Raw genomic sequence first — 24613 nt, 5'->3', positions numbered from 1 at the left:
GGCGCTGTGCCTAGGGTCGGCGGACGATGACGTCGCCGTACCCGGCTCTGACGTGGATCTCCGCGGTGGCCTCGTGGTCGACCGGGCTCTCGGTGGGGAGCAGGTGGTTGCGGATCGCGCCGTGCTCCGAGGTGACGTCGAGCCACGCCGCCGTGCCCTCGGGCACCCCGACCTCGATCGATCCGTAGGAGGACGTCAGCGTGACCGAGCCGGACGCGAGGCTGTCGACGCGGATGTCGGCGTGCGCGGACTTGGCGGTCAGCGTGCCGTTCACGCTGCCGATGACGATCTCCGCGTGCGCCCCGGCCACGTGCAGGGTCCCGGTGAACGAGCCGACGGTGGTGGCACCGTTGGCCGCACGGATCGTGCCGTCGCCGACGAGCTCGGTGATGCGCACGGCACCGGCGCTCGCCCTGACGTCGGCGGCGCCCGTGACCTTGCCCACCACAACCGACCCGGCCGTGACCTTGAGGTCGAGGCGATGAGCCTCGTCGACCCTGGCCTCGCCGCCGTTGAGGGTGAGCTCGACGTCGCCGAGCCGGCCCTCCGCGTACAGCGTGCCGGCCTTGCCACGGAGATCGGATCCGGCGGGCAGCTCGATCGTGACGATCGCACCGCCGGCCGCGAAGGGAAGGACGTACTGCTTCCAGGCTGCCGGATACACGATCGTGACGGCACTGCCGTCGCGCCCGACGCGTGTCTCCTCGGCGGCGCGGACAGATCCGGACTTGGTCGGGTCGGCCGGCAAGATGGTGACGACGACGTCGTCCCTCTCCCCGGCGACCACGTGCAGGTTGCCGAAGGGCACGTCCACGTAGACCGGGACGGGTGACGGAGCCGGGAAAGTGGGCATGGGGTCTCCAAGGACGTGGTCGGTGAGGGTCGGCCTGGCAGGACGCCGGGCGAGTCAGGGGGTCGTGGGTCAGGGGGCGTGGGTCAGCGCACCCAGCCCGTGAGTCGGGTCCCGCCCCGCTGACCGGGACGGGCCTGCGAATGAGGCGGACACGAGGACTGCTCGAGCGCCGCGGCGACGGCGCGCACGAGCCAGGTGTTGACCGAGACCCCGTCGCGAGCGGCCGTGACCTCGACCTGCCCCTTGAGGTGGTCGGGCAGACGCAGGGTGGTGCGGGTGGTAGCGCCCCCGTCGGCGTCGGCCTCCGGCGGGGGCTGCGGCCCGGCGGAGGGTGGCACGGCCGAAGCCGCGGAGGTGGTTGCTGAGTCCCGCTCGGTGACGGCGGCGGGCGCGGCCACGACGAACTCCGGATCGCCCCCACGCAACCGGACGTCGACCGACCCGGGTGCGAGGTCGGCCGAGATCTCCCCGGCCGCGGCCGAGAGCACGTCGAGCAGGACCAGGCGTACCGCGGCGTCGAGCGGCGCGGTCAAGCGCTGGGCGAGCTGCCGCGCCTCCTCTCCCCCGGCCTCGGCCGCGAGGGCGAGACGGTGCTGGAGGTCGTCGACGTAGGGCGTGAGATCCATGACATCACTATGACACCAAAATGGTGTCACGACAAGACCAGGTGGTGTCATGACGCCTCGCAGCGCCCGCCGAGCGTGTCGCCCCAACGTTCGTGGCGTGGGAGGCGTTGTGTGGAGGAAGGTCGGTCCCGAGCGAAGGAGTACGGCGTGAGCCAGTGGAGAACGGTGCTGGAGGAGGTGATCCGCGACCGCCGAGGGGGCCTGGTCGGCTACGCGTCACTCTTCGCCCCGGACCGGTCCTCGGCCGAGGACCTGGTGCAGGAAGCCCTCGTGCGTGTCTTCTCCCACCCCCGCACCTTGCGGAGCGTCCCGTCGGCAGAGCAGTACGTGCGGCGGGCGATCCGGACCGCGTTCCTCGACCAGGCGCGCAAGGACAAGACCTGGCGCGGCAAGCAGCACCTCTTCGCCTCGGACGAGACAGCGCGCGGACCCGAGCAGGCCGTCCAGAGCGGGATGGACGTGCGCGCGGCACTCGCGGCCCTGAGTCCCCGCGAGCGCGCCTGCGTGGTCCTGCGGTACTTCGAGGACCTGCCGGTGGCGGACATCGCAGCCGAGCTGGGTATCGGTCAGGGCGCCGTGAAGCGGTACCTCAGCGACGGGTCGTCGAAGCTCCGCGGCATCCTCGCCGTCGAGACCGACACCGACCTCGACGCGGGCAGCGAATCTGCCCACGTCTCACCGATCGACCAGAGGAGCGCGCGATGAGCCGCCACCTGAGTGAGATCCTGACGACATTCGTCGAGCAGGAGAGCCACGACTCCGCAACGACCGCGCCCGAGGCGGCCGTCGAGGCGCGGGTGCTCGCGCGGCGTATCGGCCGTCGGCGGGCGCTCAGGACCGGCGCGGTCTCGCTGGGTTCGGCGGCCGCCGTGATCGGTGTGGTGGCCGGCGTCCAGGCCTTGACCAGCCAGGACGAGCCGCACCCACCCGCGACCGAGAGCCCGTCACCGTCCCCCGCCCCCACACCGTCGCCGAGCCCGACGCCGTCACCCAACCCCACCACGACGCCCACCGAGGCTGCGCTGCCACCCGTCACCGCGCACCCGCTCCTCCCTGACGCCCAGGCGATGCCGGCTGGCACGTTCGAGAGCACGGGCGAGGGATGGGTGCTCCTCCAGCGCTCTCTCGTCACGCTCGGCGAGGGCGACGGGCCGATCGAGCGCGCGTACTTCTACCTGGTGGACCCGGCAGGGACCCGCTACGAGGTGCCGTTCAGCACCGACCGGTCGGTCAGGCTCGTCGACTGGCGTCCCGGTACCTCGACCGCGGTGGTGCAGCTCGGGGGCCCGGGTGACTGGTCCAGCGGTGTCGCCGTGATGGACCTGGCAGAAGGGACCTTCCTGGACCTGCCCGGGGTGCACGGGATGCCGATGCTCACCGCAGCGGGGGACGTCGTCGTGGCCTGGGAGGACACCCTCGCCGCGTACTCGACCGACGGCATGCGGCTCGCCGCCACCCAGACCGAGGGGTACGTGATCGATGTCGAGCTCGACCCTGGCAGGACCTCGCTCGCCGTCACGCTGCAGGACGCCGGGGTGCTCGTGCTGACCACCGACCTTCAGCCGGTGAGACCCTCGGACGCCACCACGCACCTGGTCGACCACTCGTGCGTGAGCGTCACGTGGCTCGACCGGCTCACCCTCGCCGCTGGGTGCCCCGACGACCAGGACCCCGACCGGCTGCGCTACTGGACGGTGCCGCTCGACGGCCCACCCGAGACGCTGCCTGTCGGGTCCGCACCCGTCTGGGCGCCGCTGACCGTGCTCCGCACGGGGGGCGAGACGTTCGTCCACCAGCCGGCCGATCCGTTCTCGGTCCCCGACGGCCAGACAGCCACGGCACGGACGAGCCGCATCGCCCCGGACGGGACGCTCGTCCCCGTCGAACCTGCGCTCGTGCAGCCCGAGGCGACCGGCGGCCTGATCATCGGCCGACGCGACCTGGGCGACGGCAGGGCGGGCGAGCTCGTCGCGCTCGACACCCGGACCGGCAGCACCGTCGTCGTCATGCCGGACGGGCCAGGCGCGAACGTGGCGCCGGCCACGCGCCAGGGCGGGGACACGGTGAGCATCGTGGCGCGATGAGGTGGTGGGCTCCCCGGCTCACCTAGATGGGACCCGTGCGGAGCTCGACCCGCAACCACGCGAACGCACGCAGGTCGTCCTCGGTCAGGTGCTCGGGGCCCCCGATCTCGGGGTCCCGGGAGAAGACCACCGTGGTGCCGGAGGTCCTCGGTGCACCAACGGACCGGAGCTCATCGTCGGGGACGCCGTAGCGGTAGGTCTGGGACCAGGCGCCGTCGGCGCGGTGGTTCTCGTGGACGAGGACCGGGCAGCGAGCCGCAACGGTCGACATCCCGCGCCGGGGCAACCCGTCGGGCAGCAGCGGCCCGTCCGCCACGTCGAAGAACCTGACGTCCTGGGTCGACATGACCGGTTTGCGGACGACCCGGCCCTCGGCGTCCGTACGCGTGTCCGTGCCGCGTCCGTCGTCCGCGACCGTGACGGTCCCGTGTGCGTCGATCGTCACCACCGCCACGCCGGTACGCCCGATCGAGCGGGCCTCCTCGTCCGCGTACGCAAGCACCTCGAGAATCATGTGCCGCTGACAGCCGGAACCGTGGCTGTCCGGGTCGTCCCGCACCTGCGCCAGGTGCTCGACGTCAACCTCCTTGGCCCAGTCGTGGGTGGTCACCATCCAGGTCGCTCGCTCGTCCACACCGGCAAGTGTGCTGACCTTCGGCGGCCCGTTCCGGCCGAAGGACCCTTGCCCCGGACCGGTCAGGCACAGGCCCGGCACCCGGTTGCGCGACGCGGCACAAGGTGGTGCCACAGTGGGCCCCATGCCGCTTCCTCCGGTGTCTCCGACAGCTCCCGCACTGCCGGGTTCCCAGATCATGAGCCAGGCCTGGCTCGACCTCACCTTCCTGCACTGGAGGGTCGCGGCAGACGACGTCGCGCCGTTGCTGCCGCCCGGAACCCGACCCGACGTGTTCGACGGGTCCAGCTGGGTGGGCCTCGTCCCGTTCCGGATGGTGGGCGCCGGAGTCGGTCGCGGACCCGCCGTCCCCTGGCTGGGGACGTTCGCGGAGACCAACGTCCGGCTCTACTCCGTCGACGAGCAGGGTCGCCGCGGGGTGGTGTTCCTGACGCTCGAGGCGTCCCGACTGGCCGTCGTCCTGGGCGCCCGCCTCACCTTCGGGCTGCCGTACACGTGGGCACGGATGAGGGTCGAGGAGGAAGGTGGCGAGCTCCGGTACTCCTCGCGGCGGCGCTGGCCGGGGCCCCGGACGGCGACCACCCGGATCGCGGTGCGCCCCGGCGAACCGGTGGACCGGCCCGACCCGCTGGACCACTTCCTCACGGCCCGCTGGGGGCTGCACACCCGCGCGCTCGGCCGGACGCTCTACGTGCCCAACGAGCACGAGCCCTGGCCGCTGCGTCGCGCGGACCTGCTCCACCTGGACGACTCGCTGGTCGAGACCTGCGGCGTGGGGGGGCTCGCCGGTCGCCCACCCGAGTCCGTGCTGTTCTCCCGTGGGGTCCGGACGGTCTTCTCGGTCCCCTACGACAGCCGACGGACCCTCTCCGCCTGAGCAGGACACCGTCAGGAGCACGTCGACGTCAGGAGCACGTCGACGACTGTTCGCCGTCATGAGGCACACCGCTCGTCCGCCGGTCACCCCGGCGTCACGGCGTCGACCTAGCGTCAGGACCATGACGGGCTGGGACTTCAGCGACGCGCAGCGAGCAGTCAACATCGTGGCTCCGGTCATGGCCGGCCAGCCCCGTGACGACATCGAGGTCGAGCTGCAGCACTGGCTCGCACGTCACGGTGCGACGCTCGCCGAGCCCCATTACTCGCTCGTCGTGGAGGCCGTCGCCCGCGGGAGCCGTGCCGTCACCCTGAGCACGAGCACCTGAGAGGGATGTCCGACGCCTGATCGCCCTCGCGACCGCGCGCGACGGGGCACACTGGCAGGAGGCGCCGTCCCGCGTCCCCGCACCCGCGAGATCGGCCACCACCGTCGCCGGGCCGCGCCGCGAGAGAGACGGAGGCGCGCGATGAACGACGAGCAGCTCCAGAGGATCGCGACGGGGCACGGCTTCGTCGCTGCCCTCGACCAGAGCGGGGGCAGCACTCCACGCGCCCTGCGGCTGTACGGGATCGACGAGCACACGTGGTCGGGCGAGGACGAGATGTTCGACCTCGTCCACGAGATGCGTACCCGCATCCTCACCAGCCCGGTCTTCACCGGGGACCGGATCCTCGCGGCGATCCTGTTCGAGCAGACCATGGAGCGGCAGGTCGGCGGCCTGGGCACCGCCGAGTACCTCTGGCAGGAGAAGCGGATCGTCCCCTTCCTCAAGGTCGATCGTGGACTGGCCGACGAGGCGGACGGCGTCCGCCTGATGAAGCCGATCCCTGACCTCGACGGCCTCCTGGAGCGCGCCGTCGACCACGGTGTGCGGGGCACGAAGATGCGCTCGGTGATCACCCTGGCGAACCCCACGGGCATCGCCGCGGTCGTCGAGCAGCAGCTCCGGACCGCTCAGCAGATCCTCGCGGCGGGACTCGTCCCGATCGTCGAGCCAGAGGTGGACATCCACAGCCCCGAGAAGGCCCGCGCCGAGGAGATGCTCCGTGCGGCACTGCTGTCCGAGCTCGACCTGCTCGACGACGACCAGCACGTCATGCTCAAGCTGACCCTGCCTGAGGTCGACGGGCTGCTGACCCCGCTCGTCGAGCACCCTGCGGTGCTGCGTGTCGCGGCGTTGTCCGGCGGGTACCGCCGCGCTGAGGCGAACGCCCGGCTGGCGCGCCAGCCCGGCGTGATCGCCAGCTTCTCCCGGGCACTGACCGAGGGCCTCACGGCCCAGCAGGACGACCACGACTTCGACGCCGTGCTCGACGAGTCGATCGCCGAGATCTTCGCCGCCTCGGTGACCTGAGGGTCCCTGTCGAGCACGACCCCTTCGGTCAGACCTCAGCGTCGAGGACCTCGCGCAGCCTCGCGGCGAAGGCCTCGGGCTCACCCTGCTGCCCGTACTCGCCGCCGAGGAACCCGCCGTGGTTGCTGGGGAAGACCGTCAGCTCCTGGCCGAGCGCACCGGCCAGGACCTCCGAGGCCCGCCAGGTGAGGATGCCCCGGCTCTCGATGCCGGCCGCGACGACCACCCGGGTCGCGACCGCCGACAGGGCCGGGACGTCCGGGACGTAGGAGGTCACCGGTGCGGACGCGCCGGACATGAGCGGGTCGTCCCGGGAGCCGTCGTCCTGCGTGGGCAGACCGAAGGTCGCGGGGTCCGCAGGCTCAGCGCCGAACCCGGCGGTGAACTCGCCCTGCCACGACGTCAGGGCGATGAACATCGCCATGCCCCAGCCCCAGCCCCGCTCCTGGTAGATCTCGTCGACACGACGCGAGGCGGCCACCGCCAGCTCCGCGTCGGGCAGGACGGTCAGCATCGGCGGCTCGTGCACGACGACCACGCGCACGTCCTGCGGGTAGGCGGTCACGAGCTGCAGTGCGGTGACCGCGCCACCGCTGCTGCCGAAGAGGTCGACCGGCCCGCTCTCCAGGGCGCCGACGAGCCGATGCAGGTCCTCGGCCTGCTGCACAGGGTCGTGCAGGGTGGTGCCGTCGCTGCGGACGCTCCTGCCCAGGCCTCGCGGGTCGTAGGTGACCACGGTCCGGTCGGGGAAGAACGAGGCGAGCGTGCCGAAGCCGCTCGCGTCCATGGGCTGCCCGATCAGCAGCAGCACCGGCTGACCGTCGACGGTCGGCAGAGGGCCCCGCACGTCGTAGGTCAGGGTGGCACCCGGCACCTCGAGGGTGCGGGTCGTGCGGGTCGTCGTGGTCATCCCGGGCTCCTTCGACGTGTGCCTGCTCGTGGGCGAGGAGTGCTGCTCATCGCACCCCCGCAGAGAAGACCCTGGTCGTCCGGGGAAGTCATCGGGGATCAGAATATCAGTCTTGACATATATAAGGCTTGATTGATAGATGTGGCGGATGCACGCCTTCGACGTCCTGGGCGACCCGGTCCGCCGTCGCATCCTCGAGCTGCTCCTCGAGGAGCGGCCCTCGGGCGAGGTGGCTGCGACCATCGGCGCCGAGTTCGGGATCACCCAGCCGGCCGTGTCGCGACACCTGCGGGTGCTGCGCGAGAACGGCTTCGCCCGGGTGCGCACCCAGGGGACCCGCCGCCTGTACGTGGTCGACCCGGACGCCCTCCACGACGTCGACAGCTGGCTCGAGCCGTTCCGGGCGTACTGGGACCAACGGCTCGACGCGCTCGGCACCGAGCTCGCCCGCGGACGCCGAGCACGACTCTCCGCACCTGCACCCGAGGAGGACTGATGTTCGACTTGCTCGAAGAGCTGGCGGCGATCCACCGCAGCGTCGTCCGAGACGGGCGCTCCGAGACCGTCTCGGTGGCGCTCACGCGCACCTACGACGCCGACCTCGAGGACGTCTGGGACGCGCTGACCAACGCCGAGCGCCTGCCCCGGTGGTTCAGCCCGGTCACCGGAGACCTCGAGCCCGGCGGCAGCTACCAGATCGAGAACAACGCCGGCGGTGACATCCTGCGCTGCGACCCGCCGACGCAGCTCCAGGTGACCTTCGGCAGCCCCGACAGCATCGTCGACGTCAGGCTCGCCCACACCGACGGGCACACCACGGTCGAGCTCACGCACACCGTCGCGCTCGCCCTGGCCGGCAGCGGAGCGGGCGCGCTGCACGTCGGGCCGGGTTGGGACGGGGCGCTGCTGGCACTGGGGACCGACCTGGACGGGACGCCCCCGGACGACCCGGTCGCGTTCGCCAACTCACCCGAGGTGGTCGAGTTCAACCGGGGATCCATCGACCGCTGGACCACGACGATCGAGACCTCCGGAACCGCCACCCCGCAGGAGGTCGCCGACGCGCGCGAGGCCGCCGTCGCGAACTACACGGTCGTTCCCGACTGACACCGTCACCGGCCGGCCAGGAAGCCCAAGAGCCTCTGGGTCAGGAGCGCGCTCGCCGCGGCGTCGTACCCGGGCAACGAGCTGTCGGTGAAGAGGTGCTGGTCGCCCGGGTAGAGGAACAGCTCGGCCTCGGGCACCTCGGAGACCAGGTCGCGGGCCGCGTCGATGTCGCCCTCGTCCACGAAGTACGGGTCGGCGTCCATCGCGTGCACCTGGACCGGCACACCCTCGGGCCAGGCCGTCCCGAGCTCGGCGGGCGGGACGCACGAGTGCAGCAGCAGCGCGCCGCGGGCACCTGGCCGGGTCTGGGCGAGGGTCTGGGCCGGGAGCACCCCGAGGGAGAGCCCCGCGTACACCAGCCCGGCGGGTAGCCCCTGGACCGAGCTGACACCACGGGACACGACCTCATCGAAGCCGATCCGCCCCGCGTGGGCGACCCCCTCCTCGAGCGACTCGAAGACCCGCCCCTCGTACAGGTCGGGGGTGTGCACGGTGTGTCCCTGCTCACGCAGCACCTCGGCGAGCGCGACCACGCCGGGGGTCAGACCGTGCGCGTGGTGGAAGAGCACGACCTCAGCCATCTCAGCCTCCGCCTGCCGCCCCGTCGGGCGACCTGGTCGAGTCCACGACGCCGTTCCGGCGTCCTAGCGGGTGACCCGACGGTAGAGCACCGCTGCCAAGAGGACCACCCCCGCGAGCACCGCGTACATGACCCGGTAGCCGCCTGTGCTGATCACCAGACCGAGCAGGATGGGGCCGACCCCCGTCCCGAGGTCGAGCAGCAGGAAGTACGTCGAGACCGCCCGTCCCACCCGCACGGGCGCGGTCGCCGAGACGGCGATGGCCTGCCCGGCGGACATGAAGGTCCCGAACCCGGCCCCGGCCAGCCCCCCGGCGACCAGCAGCAGCACCGGACCCGTCGTGGCGGCCAGCGCGATCATCCCCCCGGCGAGCAGCACGATCGCCGGGTAGACGACGACGTCGTCGCCGTGGACGTCCTGCACCCGGCCCGCGAACAGGCGGGTGACCAGCACGACCACCGCGTACACCAGGAAGAAGGCCGCTGCCGCGGCGGCGAGGTCCAGGCTCTGCGCATAGGAGCTGACGAAGGTCAGGATCCCCGAGAACGCCGCCCCCATCACCAGCGCCACGGAGGCGATCGGCAGCGCCGCCGGGTCGACCAGCGAGCCGAGCGCCTGTCGCGCCGGAAGCCGGTCCCCCGGCGGGCGACGCTCCTGCGGGGCACGCAGCAGCAGTGCGGCGCCCATCGCGAGCACCGAGGCGACCGCCGTCGCGGTGAAGAGCGCCGGGTAGCCCTGGCGGTCGACCAGCACGATGGCCAGCAACGGACCCACCGCCGTGGCCAGCGTCGCGGCCGCCCCGTAGTAGCCCGTGCCCTCGGCCCGCCGGGACTGCGGGACGAGCGACTGGACGATCGCCGACACCGCGGTGTGAGCCGCACCGAAGGCCACACCGTGCACGAAGCGCACCACCAGGAGCAGGAGCAGGCTGTCGGCCGCCGGATAGCTGAACGACGCTGCGACGAAGAGGGCGAGACCGGCCAGCAGCACCCGGCGCCGGCCCAGCGTGTCGGCGGCAGCACCGGCCCACACCCGGGAGACCAGCGCCCCGACCACGTACATCGACGAGGCCAGCCCGGCCTGTGCGTCGCCCGCCGCGAACCTGTCCACCGCGTACAGCGCCATGGTGGTCATCAGCAGGTAGAAGACCATCGACAGGAAGAAGCCCACGACGAGGGCCAGGACGTAGTCCCGCGACCAGAGCGGGGCCCTGGTCGACGACATGGCCGCCATCGTGGCACGCCCGGGCGGACCGACGGGCTGGGCCTGCCCGGTCCTCGGCGGGAGTAGCGTCGCTGCATGGACACCGCATCGACGACACCCACGACGCTGCAGCAGGTCGAGAACCTCGCGATCACCCACGGCCGCAGCGTCGAGACCGTCACGGCCGACCCGAACGGGCTGGGCCTGCACGACGGCCGCGCCGTGCTGGTGGTCGACGGGCAGCCGGAGATGCGCATCGCGCTCGAGGCCGACGGGAACGACTCGGTGACCCTCGAGGAGTGCTACGTGCTCGAGGTCCCGCGCGCTGACGTCACCGCGGTCGTCGAGGCGATCTGGTCGGGTCGTGCCCGGGTCCACCACGGCACCGGGGGCCCGCTCGCCGTCATGATCGGCGCGTTGCTGCGCAACCCGACGAACGCGGTCCTGCGCGTCCCGGTCGGCACGGGGCACGACCAGCGCGTCTACCAGGTCGACGTCCCGCACACCCTGAGCGCGTGGCTGTCCACGGTCCCCGTCGAGTAGACGCCCAGGTCGAGACCCCGGTCACCGACGCTCAACCACCCCTCGCCCTGCGCCGATGACTCCTGCGTGACCTACCGCCCGGGCGACCGGTACCGATCCAGCGACGTCGGCCGGCAACGACTGCGGACGCGGCTCGCCGACGCCCTGCCATGGGTGGTGGCTCTCCTGCTCGTGGGTCTGATCGTGGGTCGGTGGGCCGTGGAGCAACCCGGAGGTCTCCCCACCGTCGGGGTGGCTCCCGTGCCGGCACCCGAGCCATGGGCGCCGCCCGACCCGCCGCCCGCCACCGGCACCGTCTCCCTGGGCCTGGTCGACCCTCCGCACAGCGAGCCGGCGCTGTGGCAGGTCGTGCTACCGGCCGAGATCGACCTCGAGGCGATCCCTGCGCGCCTGGTCGAGCGGGCGGTGGGGACCGCTCTGCTGAGCCACGCGGATGCCGAGGGTCTCCACGCACGGCTGCTCGCCGTGGACGCCGCGGACGGTGCGGTGGTCTGGGCCGAGCTGCCCGAGGACATCGGCCTCGTCCCGCTGGCCGGTGCGCGCCTCTCACCGGGCGGCCGGTGGGTCGCCCAGGTGCTGGGCCACCGGGTCCGGATCGTCGAGCTCTCGACCGGGGTCACCACGGACCTCGAGGTCCCGGGCGTGCGAGGGCTGGACTGCCGACCGGACGCACTGGACGTCTCGCCGGACGGCGCACGGATGGTGGTCGTCTCCTCGTGCGGTGACGATCACCGCTCGTACGCGGCGCTGCACGAGATCGACGTGGCGACCGGTCTCGGACGTGAGGTCGTCGTCGTCCCTGACCTGTGGGTGGACGGCCCGGGCCGCGTGCACTACTCGCCTCACGGCGACCTGGTGGCGTTCACCGGGATCGGGTTGGGGGGAGATCCCCAGGAGGACGACGACGACTGGTACGCGACGGTCGTGGCAGGGACCGACGGCACCGTCATCCGCAGGCTGCCGATGACGCTCGTGTGGGTCCACAACCCGTGGCTCGACCAGGAGACCCTGCTGGTCGAGCACGAGGACGGACCGCCGTTCTACGGGCTGCACGACGTGCCGAGCGGCACCACCACAGCGCTCCCGCTGCTCACCCAGCACCCCGTCGGTGCCTCGCACGGTCGCCTGGTGCTGGCCAGCGGGGCCACGGTCGAGCGGGCGACGGACATCCTTGAGGTGATGGACCCGGTGACCGGCACCATCGAGGACTGGCTCGTCGTGACGGGCACCGCGGGCCTGTCGACGGGTCTGGACGAGGCGACCAGCTGGTCGCCCGCGCCCTGACCCGGACCGCCGCGCGACGTAGAGTCCCACCCATGCGGTGCCCCCACTTCGACGCGGCCCGCTGCCGGTCGTGCACGCTGATGGGAACCCCGCACCCCGTGCAGGTCTCGGACAAGCAGCGCCACTGCCAGGACCTGCTGGGCGGTGACATGTCCTGGTTGCCCCCGGTGACCGGGCCGGAACGGGCCTTCCGGAACAAGGCGAAGATGGTCGTCGGCGGTACCGTCCGCGAACCGACCCTGGGCATCCTGGACCCGCGCGGCCACGGCGTGGACCTGCGCGACTGCGGCCTGTACCCCGAGAGCCTCCAGGCGAGCCTGGGCGTGCTCGCGGCGTTCGTCGTCCGCGCTGCCCTGACCCCGTACGACCTGTCCTCGCGCACAGGTGAGCTCAAGCACCTGCTGGTCACCGAGTCACCCGACGGTGAGCTCATGGTCCGCTTCGTGCTGCGATCGCAGGAGCCGGTCGCACGCATCCGCAAGCACCTGCCCTGGCTGCTGCAGACGCTGCCCGGACTCGTGGTCGCGTCGGTCAACCTGCTGCCCGAGCACCGCGCCGTCCTGGAGGGCGAGCGCGAGATCGTGCTCACCGAGAGGTCCACGATCACCCTGCGGGTCAACGGCATCGACCTGCACCTGCGCCCGCAGAGCTTCTTCCAGACCAACACCGAGGTCGCCGCAGCGCTGTACCGCCAGGCCCGGACGTGGGTCGAGGAGCTGGCACCGCCCTCGGTCTGGGACCTCTACTGCGGTGTCGGCGGCTTCGCCCTGCACTGCGCGGCCCCCGGGCGCGAGGTCCTGGGAGTCGAGGTCAGCGCCGAGGCGGTCGCGAGCGCCACGCTGAGCGCGCGCGAGGCGGGTCTTGGGGGCGTCCGCTTCACGGCCGGTGACGCCACGGCCCACGCCCTCGCGGGAGGTCCCGCGCCCGCACTCGTCATCGTCAACCCACCCCGCCGTGGGATCGGCGCAGAGCTCGCCGGGTGGCTCGAGCGGTCCTCGGTCGAGCACGTGGTGTACTCGAGCTGCAACGCGGAATCCCTCGCTCGTGACCTCGCGGCGATGCCGTCGCTGGCCCCGCGACGCGCTCAGCTGCTCGACATGTTCCCCCAGACGGCGCACTACGAGGTGCTGACCCTGCTCGAGCGACGCTGACCCGTGCGGTGGTCGGGGACACTGGGACGGTGATCCCCACCGACGCCCCCGCCACCTTCCCGACGTCGGCGCAGGCCGCAGACCTCCGCCTGGTCGTGCTCGACATGGACGGGACGCTGCTCGACGGCGAGAAGCGCGTCCCCGAGGGGTTCTGGCCGGTCGCGGCGTCGTTGCTGTCCCGCGGGGTGGTGCTGTGCGCGGCGAGCGGTCGGCAGCAGGCGACCCTCGCCCGGATGTTCGGCGACCTGGGCGACGACCTGCTGTTCATCGCGGAGAACGGCGCGCACGTGGTGCACCACGGTCGGCTGGTGAGCGCAGCGGCGATCGACCGACCCGCCGTCCAGCAGGCCGTCCAGGCCGTCCGGGTCCTGGCCACGACAGGGGCACGGGTCGGGACGGTGGTCTCGACCACCCGCTCCGCCTATGTCGAGAGCACCGATGACGCCTTCCTCGCCGAGGCGTCCAGGTACTACGCCCGCCTCGAGCAGGTCGAGGACCTGCTCGCCGTCCGGGACGACGTCCTCAAGGTCGCCGTGCACGACGTCGGCCCGGTCGAGGAGTCCGCGTTCCGCGCGCTCGGGCCGCTCGCCGCCACGCACACCCTCGTGCTGTCCGGTGAGCACTGGACCGACCTGACGCACCGGGGGACGACCAAGGGCGCCGCGCTCGTGCGGGTCCACGAGAGGCTCAGGATCAGCCGCGAGCAGACCGTGGCGTTCGGCGACCACCTCAACGACCTCGAGATGCTGGACGCCGCAGGCATGTCCTTCGCGATGGCCAACGCCCACCCGCAGGTGCTCGACCGGGCCCGGTACCGCGCACCCTCGAACCTGGACGACGGCGTCACCCGCACCCTGGTCGAGCTGCTGCGGCTCGCGGACCTGGACGCCTGACGCATGCGCGAGCCGCGCACTACAGTGCCGACGTGCTCACGAGCCCCGACGACGGCGTCGAGCCCACCGTCGTCCGCGCGCTGGCAACGGTGCTCGCGCCCCTGGGCGTGGTGCACCGGGTCGAGCGTCTCACCGGCGGGATGTTCGCGACCACCTACCGCGTGACGCTCCAGGGCACGAGGCCCGGCAGGACGACCCGCGTGGTGGTCAAGACCGCACCCACCCAGACCGACCGACTGCTCACCCACGAGCTCGACCTGGTGCGCACCGAGGCCGCCGTGTACCGGCTCGCGGCCGACCGGCCCGACCTGCTGATGCCCAGGGTCCTGCTCACCGACTTCACCCGCGCGGTCCTGCCGAGCGACGTGCTCGTCGTGACGCACCTCGAGGGGTGCCGCTGCCCGAGCTCGGCCCACTCCCCACCGACGTCGACGCCGCCGTGCAGCGCGAGCTCGGCGCCTACATGGGCCGGCTGCACACGGTCCAGGGAGAGCACTTCGGCTACCCCAACCTCGCGGCGGGGCTGCACGGGGCGAGCTGGCCCGAGGCCTTCGGCCGGATGATCGACGCCCTGCTCGAGGACGCCCACCGCTGGGGGACCCCGCTGCCCTCGGACCAGGTCCGGTCCGCGCTGGCACGGCACCACGACGCGCTCGCCGAGGTCACGACCCCGTCGCTGGTGCACACCGACCTGTGGCCCGCCAACCTCTTCGTCGACCCGGTCACCCGATCGCTCACCGGCGTGATCGACCCCGAGCGCTCGGTGTGGGGCGACCCGCTGCTCGAGCTGGTCGGCGCCGACCAGCTGTGGCGGGCCGAGCCACCCGACGCGCTGCTGGACGGCTACGCGTCGCAGGGCGGCGACCTGCGAGCAGGATCGCCCGGCGGACGGGCACGGCTGCTGCTCTACCGGGTCTGGATGAGCCTGGTCCTGCTGGTCGAGATCGCACCGCGGGGCTACACCGGTGACTGGCTCGACGGGCACCGGGCGAGCGCCGCCGCCAACCTGCGGACCGCCCTCCACACCCTCGCCGGACGGTCGGCCGCTGTGGTTCACCCGGACGCGCCACAAAACCACCCGCTCAGCGGGCCTGACGCGCCCCCGCATGGTCGATGATCGATGCATGGCGTCCGGACCCACCCAGAACTACGAGGACGTCACCCTCGGCCGCTGGAAGCCCCACCCTGCGCTGGCCGTGGTGGTCCGCATCGCGCTGCGCGTCCTGCCGATCGCGCTCGCGATCGGCTTCGGCTGGGCCGTGGTGTCCTGGATGCCGCCGGAGCGCCTGGGCTGGAGCCCCTGGGTGTGGCTGCCCGTGCAGGTCGCGTTGTCGACCGCGCTGTTCCTGCTCGGCGACCGGGTCGCGCGGAAGCTGCTCCCGCTGACCTCGCTGCTGCGGCTCACGCTGTACTTCCCCGACCGGGCGCCCTCACGCCTGGCCGTGACCGTTCGCCATCACTCCCCGCAGGTCCTGCGCGACCGGATCGACGCCGTCGTGGGCGGAGGCGAACCGCTGACCGAGGAGTACCAGCACGCTGTCCAGCTCCTCGAGCTGGTCTCGGCGATCAGCGAGCACGATCGGACCACCCGGGGACACTGCGAGCGCGTGCAGGCGTACTCGGCCCTGATCGGCACCGAGCTGGGCCTGTCCGCGCAGGACGCCGCGAAGCTGAGCTGGGCTGCGCTGCTGCACGACGTCGGCAAGCTCCGGGTCCCGGCCGAGATCCTCAACAAGTCGGGCCGGCCCGACGCCCAGGAGTGGCAGGTCCTGGCGGGGCACCCGTCGCACGGGGCCGAGATCGCCGCACCGCTCGCCGCGTGGCTCGGGCCGTGGCTCGGCGCGATCGGCGAGCACCACGAACGGTGGGACGGTGCGGGCTACCCGCAGGGTCTGGCCGGCACCGCGATCAGTCGGGCAGCGCGGATCGTCGCGGTGGCCGACGCGTACGACGTGATCACCTCCGCCCGCTCGTACAAGAGGCCGCTGTCCGCTGCAGCGGCACGTGCCGAGCTCGCGCGGTGCGCCGGCAGCCAGTTCGACCCGGAGGTCGTCCGCGCCTTCCTCGCGGTCGGGCTGGGTCGTCTGCGCCTCGCGGCGGGTCCGCTCTCCGTGCTCTCGGGGATTCCCGCGCTGCACTCGATGGGGCTGCCGCAGGTCGGCACGGTGGTGTCCGGCGGCACCTCCTCGGTCGCGACCGGGACGGCCATGGCCACCGCCGCGGTCGTGGGCACCGCCCTCACGCTGACAGGTCCGTTCTCGCCCGACGCGCAGGCGAGCGGCCCCGTGCCCGCGCCCCCGGCCCTGACCGCCGAGATCTCTGAGCGGGCCTCGGCGCCGGGCAGCGTCGCCGTGCCGGGCGACACCGACGCGAGCCCGAGCGGGACGCTCGCGACCGACCCGTCCGACACCTCCGCACAGGCCGCCGACCCCTCCGGACAACCCGCCGACGCAGTCGGCCAGGCCGACCCGACCGCCGTGCCGGCAGACCCTGCCCCGATGACGCGCGACGTCAGCACCGACGGGTCCGCGACGGCGTCGGCCCCGTCGCCGCCCGGCGCCCCAGCTCCCTCCGCCCGACCCGACGCGGGGCCTCCACCCGAGCGGCCCGGTGCGACGCCCACGACCGGCCCGCCCGCAGCGACGAACGGCGCCCCGAGCGCCCCTGTGCAGCCCGAGTCCCCCTGCACGCTGGCCAGAGGTGGCGGTGACCAACGAGGAGCCCAGCTCGGTCGCTGCGACCTGTCGGGCCGCACGGTCACCGGTGACTTCTCGGGAGCCGACCTCGCCGGGGCCGACCTGAGCGGCGCGACCCTGACCGGGGTGAGCTTCGCCGGGGCGAGGCTGAACGGGGCCGACCTCACCGGCGCGACCATCTCCGCGACCTCCTTCGACGACGCCGACCTGACCGGCGCACGGTTCACCGGTGCTGCGATCTCGGGATCGAGCTTCCGGCGGGCGACCCTCAACCCCCAGACGCTCGCCGGTGCGCAGGTCACCGACAGCGCCTTCGAGTGAGACCGGGGCACCACCGTCCCGGACCCGGTCACCAGGACGGCGGTAGCGTCGAGCCACGACCGGTCGCACCCCGCACCGGACGGAGACCCGGGAGACCGACGCATGAGCCCTGACAGCCCTCCCGACACCACCGCGCTGCTCAGGGAGGCGAGCGCACTGGCCCCCGTGCTGACCGCGCTACGGCAGGACCTGCACCGCATCCCCGAGATCGGGCTCGACCTCCCCCAGACCCAGCAGCGGGTCCTCACCGCCCTCGAGGGGCTGGGGCTCGAGATCACCACCGGGACCGGGCTCAGCTCGGTCGTGGCCGTGCTGCGCGGCGCACGACCGGGGCCCGCCGTGCTGCTCCGCGGGGACATGGACGCCCTGCCCGTGACCGAGGACTCCGGGGAGCCCTTCACGAGCGAGCACCACGGCGCGATGCACGCCTGCGGGCACGACCTGCACGTCGCCGGCCTGGTCGGCGCCGCCCACCTCCTGGTGGCCCGGCGGGACGAGATCGCCGGGTCGGTGGTCCTGATGTTCCAGCCCGGCGAGGAGGGCCCGCACGGTGCACGCCTGATGATCGAGGAGGGCGTGCTGGACGCCGCGGGCGAACGGGTGGTCGCCGCCTACGGCGTGCACGTGGTGTCCTCGATGGTCCCGAACGGCGTCGTCACAGCACGCCCGGGCACCGCGATGGCCGCCTCGGACCAGCTGTACGTCACCGTCCAGGGCCGGGGCGGTCACGGCTCGATGCCTCACCTCGCGGCCGACCCGGTCACGGTCGCGGCCGAGATCGTCCTGGCCCTGCAGACGGTGGTGACCCGCCAGCTCGACGCGCACGACCCCGTCGTCGTCTCGGTCGGACGCCTGGCAGCAGGGACCGTGGACAACGTCATCCCCGCCACCGCGGAGCTCGACGCGACGGTGCGCACCTTCTCCCCCGAGCAGCACGCCGTCGTCCCGGGACGGCTGACCCGGGCGGTCGAGCACATCGCCGCCGCGCACGGCCTGACCGCCGACGTGGTCTACGAGCGCGGCTACCCCGTCACGGTCAACGACCCCACCGAGGTCACGCGCGCCGAACGGGTCACGACGGCGCTGCTCGGCCCCGACCGGTACGTGACCGCCCAGCGCCCCGTCTCGGGCGCGGAGGACTTCTCCTACGTGCTCCAGGAGGTCCCCGGGGCCTTCCTCTTCCTGGGCGCCACGCCGCAGGATGCCGACCCCGCCACCGCCCCGTACAACCACTCGCCCCGGGCGCGGTTCGACGACTCGGTGCTGCCGGTCGCGGCCGCCGTCCTGGCCGGCCTCGCGCTGGACCGCCTGGCACAGGGCGGGAGCCCGACCGTCGGCTGAGGCGGGGCGCCCGGACGCTGTGGAATGTGGGCCCGTGCGCACCGGTTGGCAGGGTGTGCACGCACCCAGCCCTGCTACGAGGAGACCGCCGATGCCCGCCGTCACGAACCAGGTCCAGGTCGGTCGCTCGGACCTGCACGTCCTTCCGCTCGCGCTGGGAGGCAACGTCTTCGGCTGGACCGCCGACGAGACCGACTCCTTCGCCGTCCTGGACGCCTTCGTCGGTGCCGGGGGGTCGATGGTCGACACCGCCGACGGCTACTCCCACTGGGTGCCGGGTCACACCGGGGGTGAGAGCGAGACGGTCATCGGCCGGTGGCTGGAACGCAGCGGTCGACGCGACGACGTCGTGATCGCCACCAAGGTCAGCACCCACCCCGAGCTCCACGGGTTGGCCGCGAGCACGGTCCGCGCGGCGGCGCAGGCGTCGTTGCGCCGGCTCGGCACCGACCGCATCGACCTCTACTACGCCCACGTCGACGACACCTCGGTGCCGCTCGAGGAGACCGTCGAGGCCTTCTCGAGGCTCGTCGACGACGGGTTGGTCCGGTACATCGGACTGTCCAACTACGCCCCGGACCGGATCGACGCATGGATGGACGTCGCGACCGGCCACGGGTTCCACCGTCCGGTGGCCCTCCAGCCGCACTACAACCTGCTCGAACGTGACTTCGAGGGCGGTCTGCGCGACCGTGCCGAGTCCCACGACCTCGGCGTGCTCCCCTACTTCGCCCTGGCCAAGAGGTTCCTCGCAGGCAAGTACCGCGAGGGCGGCCCTGCGGTCGACAGCCCGCGCGCCGGCGCGGCAGGCGGGTACCTCGACGACCGCGGCCGCCGCGTGCTCGCAGCGCTCGACGAGGTCTCTCAGTCTCAGGGTGTCGCTGTGGCGAGCGTGGCCCTGGCCTGGTTGCGGGCGCAGCCGACCGTCACCGCTCCGATCGCGAGCGCTCGGACCCCCGAGCAGCTGGTCTCCCTGATCGCCTCGACCGACCTCGAGCTCGACCCGGGCGAGATCGCCGCGCTCGAGGTCGCCTCGGGCTGAGTCAGCGGCTGGGTGCGGTGCGCGCCCGTTCACGCTGCAGCTCGGCGTTGACGACCCCTCCGGTGAGGACCACGATGCTGCTCAGCCAGGCCCAGAGCACCCCGGCCAGGATCACTCCGATGGTCTGCGCGGCCACCGTCACCGCCTCGCCCGCCTGGCCGACCTGCGGTGCGGTGGGACCCGCCGCGTCGAGGTACGCGCGGAAGCCGACCGACACGGCGACCAGCGACACCGTGGAGAGCAACGCACCGGGCAGGCAGTCGCGCCAGGTGTTGCTGACGTTCGGCCCGTAGCGGTAGAGCACGACGAGGAAGGCCACGCACACGAGGCCGACAGCGGGCCAGCGGGCCACCCCCCACACCGTCTCGAAGGTCTGGCTCTGCCCGAGGCGCTCGGCCAGCACCCGCCCCCCGCCCAGGAGCGGCCCGACGACGACCAGTGTCAGCAGCACGACCGAGGTCAGCACCGCCCCCAGGGCCAGACCGAGCCCCAGGGCCCACTGCGAGACCAGCCCGCGCCGCTCGGGCACGGTGTACGCGTCATCGAGCGCACGGATGGCAGCGCGGAACATCCTGCTGGCCAGCCACAGGGCGACGGCGAGGCTGCTCACCGCGACCCCGCCGCGCTCCTCCCGGAGCAGTCCCTCGACCAGGGGCGCCAGGACGTCAGCGGTGACCTGCTGGTCGAAGATCTCGGCGAGCGCGTTGACCAACGTCGACTCGATGTCCTGGACCTGCTCGGCACCGACCAGCCGCTCGAGGTATCCCAGGGCCGCACCCAGCGCGGTGACCAGCGGGATCAGGGAGATCATCGCGTAGTACGTCATCTCGGCGGCCAGCCCGGTCACCCGGACGTCGATCACCCGCCGCCAGCCGCGCACGGTCACCAGCGGAAGGTTGTACCGGCCCACGGTCCAGGGGTGGCGCTCGGCGAGAGCCTCGAGGCGGTCGAACCTGTCCGGCGCCCGGACGGCGGACACCACGCTGCGCCGTAGCCCCGAGGGGCCGGTGGCGCGGGTGGGCTGGGACCGGGGCACCCGACCATGGTGACAGCCGGGCCCGGGCACACCGACCCCGCCCGCGACGCGAGACCCTCAGCCGCGTGCGGGGCGAGAGCGTGCCTCAGCCCGCGTGCAGGACGAGCCGTGCCCCTCCCTCGGCCTTGGCGCGGTACATGGCCTGGTCGGCGTGGTGCAGCAGCAGGTCGGTGGTGTCCGCCGGACCGGCGACGGTGCCCCCGATGCTCACCCCCACCTGGACCACCCCGCCCTGGACCTCCACGGGAGACCCGAGGGAGGTGATCAGCCGACCGGCGAGCTCCTCGAGCCGCTCGCACCACCTACCCCGGACGAGCAGGGCGAACTCGTCACCACCGAGCCGGGCCAACGTGCAGCCCGCGGGTGTCACTGCGGCGAAGCGACCCGCCACGGCCGCCAGGACGTCGTCACCCGGACCGTGCCCCAGGGTGTCGTTCACGGCCTTGAAGCCGTCCAGGTCGACGAAGAGGACCGCCACGGACGTGCCGTCCGACCGAGGGTCGAGCAGCGCCTCGTCCAGCCGCTCACGGAAGTGCGCCCGGTTGACGAGCCCCGTCAGCGGGTCGTGCACCGCCTGCCAGGCGAGCGCCTCCTCGAGGATCTTCTCCTGCGTGACGTCCACGAGCACCCCGTTGAGCACGACGGCCCCACCGCGCCCGGGCCGTGCGACGGCTGCGTCACGGACCCACACGATGCTGCCGTCGCGATGCCGCATCCGGTAGGTCACCCACAGCGATGGGCTGCCGGTCGTGACGCCCACCCTGTCCTCGGCGGACAGCGCCCGGTCCCGGTCCTCCTCGACGATCCGGTCGAGCCACAGTCCCTCGCGGGCCGTCCACTCCTGCGGGGTGAACCCGAGCAGTCGTTCGATCTGGGGGCTGACGTAGTGCCAGCGACCGGTCGCGCCGACCTCAGCCGTGTACACCACCGCAGGGACCCGCTCGACGAGCAGCCGGTAGTGACGCTCGGCCGCCCGGAGGTCGTCCTCGAGGGCGCGGCGCTCGCTGATGTCCTGGATCATGCCGATCGCGTAGGCGGGTGACCCGTCCGCGTCGCGCATCAGGGAGACGGTCAACGCCGACCACAGCACCTCGCCGTCGGCCCGGAAGAACCGCTTCTCCATCGCGAAGCGCTCGATCTCGCCCGCCGCGAGGCGTGCGAAGAGACGCAGGTTCTCCTCGTTGTCCACCGGATGGGAGAACTCGCTGAAAGGCATCCGGGCGAACTCCTCCGCGGAGTAGCCCAGCAACCTGCGCAGGGTGTCGTTGGTGATCGGGGCACGACCCTCGAGGTCGACGATCCCGATCCCGACCGGGGCGAGCTCGATGATCGCCTCGAGCTGGGCGATGCGGTCGGCCTGCGCGGCGACCAGCGCCTCCAGGTCAGCTGCGGACGGCTGGTCACCACCGGCGCGCGAACCGTCCTCGGGCACACCCGGCGCGGGGAGGTCGCCTCCCGTGTCATCGCTGTGCTGGTGGCCCATGCGTCATCATCCCGGTCGGTCCTGCGGAGCTCACGTCGTCGCGACCCGCCTCGTCCTTCACCATCGACACGCTGGCACCTCGCATGAGCACTATGACCGCGATGGGTGGGTTGCGCACCGGGTGCGACCTTCGTCACAGCGCGGGCCGGGGCGTGCCTGCGACGCTCAGCAGATGGGGAACGCGCCGGTCGACCGCCTCAGCGCCGCGGACGTCGCCGAGCTCGCGACCGACTCCGGTCCGGTACCCACGAACGTCGGGGTGCTCCTGGTCTGCGGCGCGGCACCCGGCGTCGACGCCGCGACGCTCGAGGCGGCGCTCATGCAACGGATGGTCACCGTCGCGCGGCTGCGTCAGCGCCTCGAGCGGGCGCCCTGGGGGCTGGGCCGCCCGTTCTGGGTCGACGACGGATCGTTCGAGGTTGCGAAGCACGTCTCGAGGGTCGCCTGCCCGGCGGCAGCAGCGACGGACGCCACGGTCGTCGCCGCCGCGGTACAGGTCGTGACCACCCCCCTACCCATGGACCGGCCGTTGTGGCGAGCCACGGTCCTGACCGGTCTGCCCGGCGGTGCCCTGGGTGTGGTCGTGGTGATGCACCACGTGCTGGCCGACGGGATCGGGGGGCTGTCGGTCCTCGCCCGCCTCGTCGACCCGGGAGCCGACCGCGGCGTCGACCCCGGCGTGGCCACCGCCGCGGGGCAGTGGGGTCCACCCGCTCCCCCGCGTCCCGCACCCGGGCCCACCCAGCTGCTCGTGGACGTCACGGCCGAGCGTCTGCGCAGGGTGCGCGGTGCGCTGCGCAGGGTGCCCCGCGCCCTGGCACGGCTGCGTCGGGGACGCTCGGAGCTCGTCGGTCAGGGACGACCCGAGGCAGCGCCACGGTGCTCCCTCAACGCTCCGACCGGCCCGCGTCGGCACGTGGTCGTGGTCGAGGTCGACCTGAGCCCGCTCCGGGCAGCCGGGCGACGGCACGGGGCGACCGTCAACGACCTGCTGCTCGTCGCCGTCACCGGGGCGATGGGGCACGTCCTGGCGGTGCGAGGGGAGCACCCGCAGGCCCTGGTGGTCCCGGTCCCGGTCTCGGCGAGGACCTCGACCACCGACCGCGAGCTGGGCAACCGGACCGGCGTGATGCCCGTGCGGGTCCCCTTGCACGGGTCGACGGTCGAACGCCTCGCGGCGGTCTCGCGGGTGACCCGGGCCCGCAAGGCGCACGTGCGGGGTGACTCCGCGGCTCTGGTGCGACCGGTCTTCCGGCTGCTGGCCGCGACCGGGGCGTTCGGGTGGTTCGTGAACCGGCAGCGGCTGGTCAACTCCTTCCTGACCAACCTTCCCGGGCCCGTGGAGCCGCTCTCCCTGGCCGGCGCCCCGGTGCTGCGGACGGTCCCGCTCACGCCCACCGCGGGGAACGTCGGGGTCGCCTTCGCTGCTCTGTCCTGCGCTGGCACGCTGACCGTCAGCGTGGTGACCGACCCCGACATCGTCCCCGAGGCCGACGCGCTGGCCGCCGCCCTCCACCACCACCTCACCACCCTCACCCACCTCTGACCCCACCCACCCCGCACGACACCCTCCCGAGGTCGCACATCTGCACCGAGGACGCACGGGTGCCCGTGCGTCCTCGGTGCGAGTGTGCGACCTCGCGGAGACGGAGGGCTCAGATCAGGCGGTCCAGGTACTGCAGGATCAGTCCCTCGCGCAGGGCCCAGGGGGAGACCTCGAGCTCGGAGACCTTGAAGGCGCGCAGGGTCTCGGCCAGCACGATGCCGCCGGCGACGATCTGGAAGGTCCGGTCCACCGTGATCCCCGGGAGCGCGGGACGCGCCTCGGCGGGGATCTTCGCCAGGCGCGGGACCCAGTCCTCCAGGGCTGACCTGCGCAGCATGAGCCGGTCCCGGGCACCCACGCCGTCCGAGGTCGAACCGGCCAGCCGGGCCAACGACCGGATGGTCTTGGACGACCCCACGACGTGCTCGGGGCGGGGCAGGTCGGCGAACTGCCGGACCGTCCCGGCCAGCAGGGCCGCCGCGTGCTCGCGCAACGCCGCCGTCTGCTCACCCGTGGGCGGGTCGTCGTGCAGGAAGCCGATGGTGGAGCGCCCGGCACCCAGCGGCAGCGAGACCGCGAGGTCGGGCACCTCGCTGTCCCCCGCGGCGATCTCGAGCGATCCCCCGCCGATGTCGAGCAGGAGCATGTCGCCGGCGGACCAGCCGTACCACCGGCGCACCGCGAGGAAGGTGGTCCGGGCCTCCTCCTCCCCGGTCAGGACCTGGAGCCGGACGCCCGTGGTCGCCTCGACGAGGTCGAGCACCTCAGGGCCGTTCGGGGCCTCGCGCAGCGCTGAGGTCGCGAAGGCCAGCAGCTCGTCGATACCGGCCTCAGCGGCCCTGGCCGCCCCCTGCGCCACCGCCTCGACCACCGCACGGACACCCTCGTCGCTGATCCGTCCCGAGGGCTCGAGGTAGCGCATGAGTCGCAGCACCGACTTGTGCGAGGACTGAGGCAGCGGCGGCCCACCCCGGGTGGCGTCCACGACCAGCAGGTGAACGGTGTTGGAGCCGACATCCAGGACCCCGAGACGGACGGCCACCGC

Annotated in this window: 26 protein-coding genes; 17 read left to right on the top strand and 9 right to left on the bottom strand. The window is 72.9% G+C overall.

Translation table 11 applies throughout. The features are described 5' to 3' along the window. Positions 1-10 precede the first annotated feature (10 nt). Positions 11-853 (bottom strand): DUF4097 family beta strand repeat-containing protein, encoded by an 843-nt coding sequence (locus tag M1R94_RS15910; protein WP_249382703.1) that lies wholly within the window; start codon positions 851-853, stop codon positions 11-13. A gap of 83 nt (positions 854-936) precedes the next feature. Further along, positions 937-1479, bottom strand: a complete 543-nt coding sequence (locus tag M1R94_RS15905) for a histidine kinase (protein WP_249382702.1) — start codon at positions 1477-1479, stop codon at positions 937-939. A gap of 147 nt (positions 1480-1626) precedes the next feature. On the opposite strand from M1R94_RS15905, the gene M1R94_RS15900 reads away from it, so the two are divergent. Then, entirely contained in the window at positions 1627-2184 is a 558-nt protein-coding gene (locus M1R94_RS15900; protein ID WP_249382701.1) for an RNA polymerase sigma factor, read from the top strand. After that, positions 2181-3563, top strand: coding sequence for a hypothetical protein (locus M1R94_RS15895; protein ID WP_249382700.1), 1383 nt, complete (start codon positions 2181-2183; stop codon positions 3561-3563). The genes M1R94_RS15900 and M1R94_RS15895 overlap by 4 nt, the downstream gene beginning before the upstream one ends. 22 nt (positions 3564-3585) lie before the next feature. Here the strand turns inward: M1R94_RS15895 and M1R94_RS15890 are convergent, their stop codons facing one another. Then, positions 3586-4197, bottom strand: coding sequence for an ATP-binding protein (locus tag M1R94_RS15890; protein WP_249382699.1), 612 nt, complete (start codon positions 4195-4197; stop codon positions 3586-3588). Positions 4198-4375: 178 nt separating this feature from the next. Here M1R94_RS15890 and M1R94_RS15885 point away from each other — a divergent pair, with 178 nt between their 5' ends. From M1R94_RS15885 to M1R94_RS15875, 3 genes are all read left to right on the top strand, one after another. Continuing rightward, positions 4376-5074 (top strand): YqjF family protein, encoded by a 699-nt coding sequence (locus M1R94_RS15885; protein ID WP_249382698.1) that lies wholly within the window; start codon positions 4376-4378, stop codon positions 5072-5074. 121 nt (positions 5075-5195) lie between these two features. After that, the gene (locus tag M1R94_RS15880) at positions 5196-5402 is read left to right on the top strand and encodes a hypothetical protein (RefSeq protein WP_249382697.1); all 207 of its coding nucleotides are present in this window, start codon (positions 5196-5198) and stop codon (positions 5400-5402) included. A 141-nt stretch (positions 5403-5543) separates the two neighbouring features. Continuing rightward, complete coding sequence (locus tag M1R94_RS15875) at positions 5544-6431, top strand: fructose bisphosphate aldolase (protein WP_249382696.1); 888 nt, start codon at positions 5544-5546, stop codon at positions 6429-6431. A 28-nt stretch (positions 6432-6459) separates the two neighbouring features. On the opposite strand, the gene M1R94_RS15870 is transcribed toward M1R94_RS15875, so the two are convergent. Beyond that, a complete protein-coding gene (locus M1R94_RS15870; protein ID WP_249382695.1) occupies positions 6460-7341 on the bottom strand; it encodes an alpha/beta fold hydrolase in 882 nt (293 codons plus the stop codon). A 148-nt stretch (positions 7342-7489) separates the two neighbouring features. Here M1R94_RS15870 and M1R94_RS15865 point away from each other — a divergent pair, with 148 nt between their 5' ends. Then, positions 7490-7837: an ArsR/SmtB family transcription factor gene (locus tag M1R94_RS15865; RefSeq protein WP_249382694.1), complete on the top strand. Its 348-nt coding sequence runs from the start codon at positions 7490-7492 to the stop codon at positions 7835-7837. Continuing rightward, positions 7837-8448: an SRPBCC family protein gene (locus M1R94_RS15860; RefSeq protein WP_249382693.1), complete on the top strand. Its 612-nt coding sequence runs from the start codon at positions 7837-7839 to the stop codon at positions 8446-8448. Before M1R94_RS15865 ends, M1R94_RS15860 begins: the two co-directional genes overlap by 1 nt. Positions 8449-8453: 5 nt before the next feature. Here M1R94_RS15860 and M1R94_RS15855 read toward each other — a convergent pair whose 3' ends face one another. Then, entirely contained in the window at positions 8454-9029 is a 576-nt protein-coding gene (locus M1R94_RS15855; protein WP_249382692.1) for a dienelactone hydrolase family protein, read from the bottom strand. Between the two features lie 63 nt (positions 9030-9092). Beyond that, positions 9093-10253 (bottom strand): MFS transporter, encoded by a 1161-nt coding sequence (locus tag M1R94_RS15850; RefSeq protein ID WP_249382691.1) that lies wholly within the window; start codon positions 10251-10253, stop codon positions 9093-9095. Between the two features lie 75 nt (positions 10254-10328). Between M1R94_RS15850 and M1R94_RS15845 the strand changes: the two genes are divergently transcribed. The 9 genes from M1R94_RS15845 to M1R94_RS15805 all read left to right on the top strand — a co-directional run bounded on the left by M1R94_RS15845 (position 10329) and on the right by M1R94_RS15805 (position 19503). Next, positions 10329-10775 carry a hypothetical protein gene (locus M1R94_RS15845; protein ID WP_249382690.1) on the top strand — a complete coding sequence of 149 codons (447 nt, stop codon included), beginning with the start codon at positions 10329-10331 and terminating at the stop codon, positions 10773-10775. Between the two features lie 66 nt (positions 10776-10841). After that, positions 10842-12059 carry a serine/threonine-protein kinase gene (locus tag M1R94_RS15840; RefSeq protein ID WP_249382689.1) on the top strand — a complete coding sequence of 406 codons (1218 nt, stop codon included), beginning with the start codon at positions 10842-10844 and terminating at the stop codon, positions 12057-12059. 32 nt (positions 12060-12091) lie between these two features. Next, positions 12092-13210 (top strand): 23S rRNA (uracil(747)-C(5))-methyltransferase RlmC, encoded by a 1119-nt coding sequence (gene rlmC / locus M1R94_RS15835; protein WP_249382688.1) that lies wholly within the window; start codon positions 12092-12094, stop codon positions 13208-13210. Positions 13211-13239: 29 nt separating this feature from the next. Then, a complete protein-coding gene (locus tag M1R94_RS15830; protein WP_249382687.1) occupies positions 13240-14103 on the top strand; it encodes an HAD family hydrolase in 864 nt (287 codons plus the stop codon). A gap of 32 nt (positions 14104-14135) precedes the next feature. Beyond that, entirely contained in the window at positions 14136-14666 is a 531-nt protein-coding gene (locus M1R94_RS15825; RefSeq protein ID WP_249382686.1) for a phosphotransferase family protein, read from the top strand. After that, on the top strand, positions 14567-15220 hold the full coding sequence (locus M1R94_RS15820) for a phosphotransferase family protein (protein ID WP_249382757.1): 654 nt from the start codon (positions 14567-14569) through the stop codon (positions 15218-15220). The genes M1R94_RS15825 and M1R94_RS15820 overlap by 100 nt, the downstream gene beginning before the upstream one ends. A gap of 7 nt (positions 15221-15227) precedes the next feature. Then, complete coding sequence (locus M1R94_RS15815) at positions 15228-17120, top strand: HD domain-containing phosphohydrolase (protein WP_249382685.1); 1893 nt, start codon at positions 15228-15230, stop codon at positions 17118-17120. Between the two features lie 102 nt (positions 17121-17222). Further along, positions 17223-18461: a M20 metallopeptidase family protein gene (locus M1R94_RS15810; protein ID WP_249382684.1), complete on the top strand. Its 1239-nt coding sequence runs from the start codon at positions 17223-17225 to the stop codon at positions 18459-18461. Positions 18462-18552: 91 nt separating this feature from the next. Continuing rightward, complete coding sequence (locus M1R94_RS15805) at positions 18553-19503, top strand: aldo/keto reductase (protein ID WP_249382683.1); 951 nt, start codon at positions 18553-18555, stop codon at positions 19501-19503. Position 19504: 1 nt separating this feature from the next. Here M1R94_RS15805 and M1R94_RS15800 read toward each other — a convergent pair whose 3' ends face one another. Both M1R94_RS15800 and M1R94_RS15795 read right to left on the bottom strand, forming a co-directional pair. After that, positions 19505-20539, bottom strand: a complete 1035-nt coding sequence (locus M1R94_RS15800) for a YihY/virulence factor BrkB family protein (RefSeq protein ID WP_249382682.1) — start codon at positions 20537-20539, stop codon at positions 19505-19507. A gap of 85 nt (positions 20540-20624) precedes the next feature. Next, on the bottom strand, positions 20625-22022 hold the full coding sequence (locus M1R94_RS15795; RefSeq protein WP_249382681.1) for a diguanylate cyclase domain-containing protein: 1398 nt from the start codon (positions 22020-22022) through the stop codon (positions 20625-20627). A 172-nt stretch (positions 22023-22194) separates the two neighbouring features. On the opposite strand from M1R94_RS15795, the gene M1R94_RS15790 reads away from it, so the two are divergent. Beyond that, positions 22195-23568: a wax ester/triacylglycerol synthase domain-containing protein gene (locus tag M1R94_RS15790; RefSeq protein WP_249382680.1), complete on the top strand. Its 1374-nt coding sequence runs from the start codon at positions 22195-22197 to the stop codon at positions 23566-23568. A 109-nt stretch (positions 23569-23677) separates the two neighbouring features. Here M1R94_RS15790 and M1R94_RS15785 read toward each other — a convergent pair whose 3' ends face one another. Next, on the bottom strand, positions 23678-24610 hold the full coding sequence (locus M1R94_RS15785) for a Ppx/GppA phosphatase family protein (RefSeq protein ID WP_249382679.1): 933 nt from the start codon (positions 24608-24610) through the stop codon (positions 23678-23680). Positions 24611-24613: the final 3 nt, after the last annotated feature.

Source organism: Actinotalea alkalitolerans (assembly GCF_023369855.1).
GTDB lineage: Bacteria > Actinomycetota > Actinomycetes > Actinomycetales > Cellulomonadaceae > Actinotalea.
The sequence above is the reverse complement of the archived record's forward strand: the minus strand, read 5'-3'. Positions and strand labels throughout refer to the sequence as shown.

What these genes read in the sequence shown, in the direction of transcription:
- M1R94_RS15910 (WP_249382703.1), bottom strand. Translation starts at nt 853, where the DNA reads ATGCCCACTTTCCCGGCTCCGTCACCCGTCCCGGTCTACGTGGACGTG.
- M1R94_RS15905 (WP_249382702.1), bottom strand. Translation starts at nt 1,479, where the DNA reads ATGGATCTCACGCCCTACGTCGACGACCTCCAGCACCGTCTCGCCCTC.
- M1R94_RS15895 (WP_249382700.1), top strand. Translation starts at nt 2,181, where the DNA reads ATGAGCCGCCACCTGAGTGAGATCCTGACGACATTCGTCGAGCAGGAG.
- M1R94_RS15885 (WP_249382698.1), top strand. Translation starts at nt 4,376, where the DNA reads ATGAGCCAGGCCTGGCTCGACCTCACCTTCCTGCACTGGAGGGTCGCG.
- M1R94_RS15880 (WP_249382697.1), top strand. Translation starts at nt 5,196, where the DNA reads ATGACGGGCTGGGACTTCAGCGACGCGCAGCGAGCAGTCAACATCGTG.
- M1R94_RS15875 (WP_249382696.1), top strand. Translation starts at nt 5,544, where the DNA reads ATGAACGACGAGCAGCTCCAGAGGATCGCGACGGGGCACGGCTTCGTC.
- M1R94_RS15870 (WP_249382695.1), bottom strand. Translation starts at nt 7,341, where the DNA reads ATGACCACGACGACCCGCACGACCCGCACCCTCGAGGTGCCGGGTGCC.
- M1R94_RS15865 (WP_249382694.1), top strand. Translation starts at nt 7,490, where the DNA reads ATGCACGCCTTCGACGTCCTGGGCGACCCGGTCCGCCGTCGCATCCTC.
- M1R94_RS15860 (WP_249382693.1), top strand. Translation starts at nt 7,837, where the DNA reads ATGTTCGACTTGCTCGAAGAGCTGGCGGCGATCCACCGCAGCGTCGTC.
- M1R94_RS15855 (WP_249382692.1), bottom strand. Translation starts at nt 9,029, where the DNA reads ATGGCTGAGGTCGTGCTCTTCCACCACGCGCACGGTCTGACCCCCGGC.
- M1R94_RS15850 (WP_249382691.1), bottom strand. Translation starts at nt 10,253, where the DNA reads ATGTCGTCGACCAGGGCCCCGCTCTGGTCGCGGGACTACGTCCTGGCC.
- M1R94_RS15845 (WP_249382690.1), top strand. Translation starts at nt 10,329, where the DNA reads ATGGACACCGCATCGACGACACCCACGACGCTGCAGCAGGTCGAGAAC.
- rlmC (WP_249382688.1), top strand. Translation starts at nt 12,092, where the DNA reads ATGCGGTGCCCCCACTTCGACGCGGCCCGCTGCCGGTCGTGCACGCTG.
- M1R94_RS15820 (WP_249382757.1), top strand. Translation starts at nt 14,567, where the DNA reads ATGGGCCGGCTGCACACGGTCCAGGGAGAGCACTTCGGCTACCCCAAC.
- M1R94_RS15815 (WP_249382685.1), top strand. Translation starts at nt 15,228, where the DNA reads ATGGCGTCCGGACCCACCCAGAACTACGAGGACGTCACCCTCGGCCGC.
- M1R94_RS15810 (WP_249382684.1), top strand. Translation starts at nt 17,223, where the DNA reads ATGAGCCCTGACAGCCCTCCCGACACCACCGCGCTGCTCAGGGAGGCG.
- M1R94_RS15805 (WP_249382683.1), top strand. Translation starts at nt 18,553, where the DNA reads ATGCCCGCCGTCACGAACCAGGTCCAGGTCGGTCGCTCGGACCTGCAC.
- M1R94_RS15795 (WP_249382681.1), bottom strand. Translation starts at nt 22,022, where the DNA reads ATGGGCCACCAGCACAGCGATGACACGGGAGGCGACCTCCCCGCGCCG.
- M1R94_RS15790 (WP_249382680.1), top strand. Translation starts at nt 22,195, where the DNA reads ATGGGGAACGCGCCGGTCGACCGCCTCAGCGCCGCGGACGTCGCCGAG.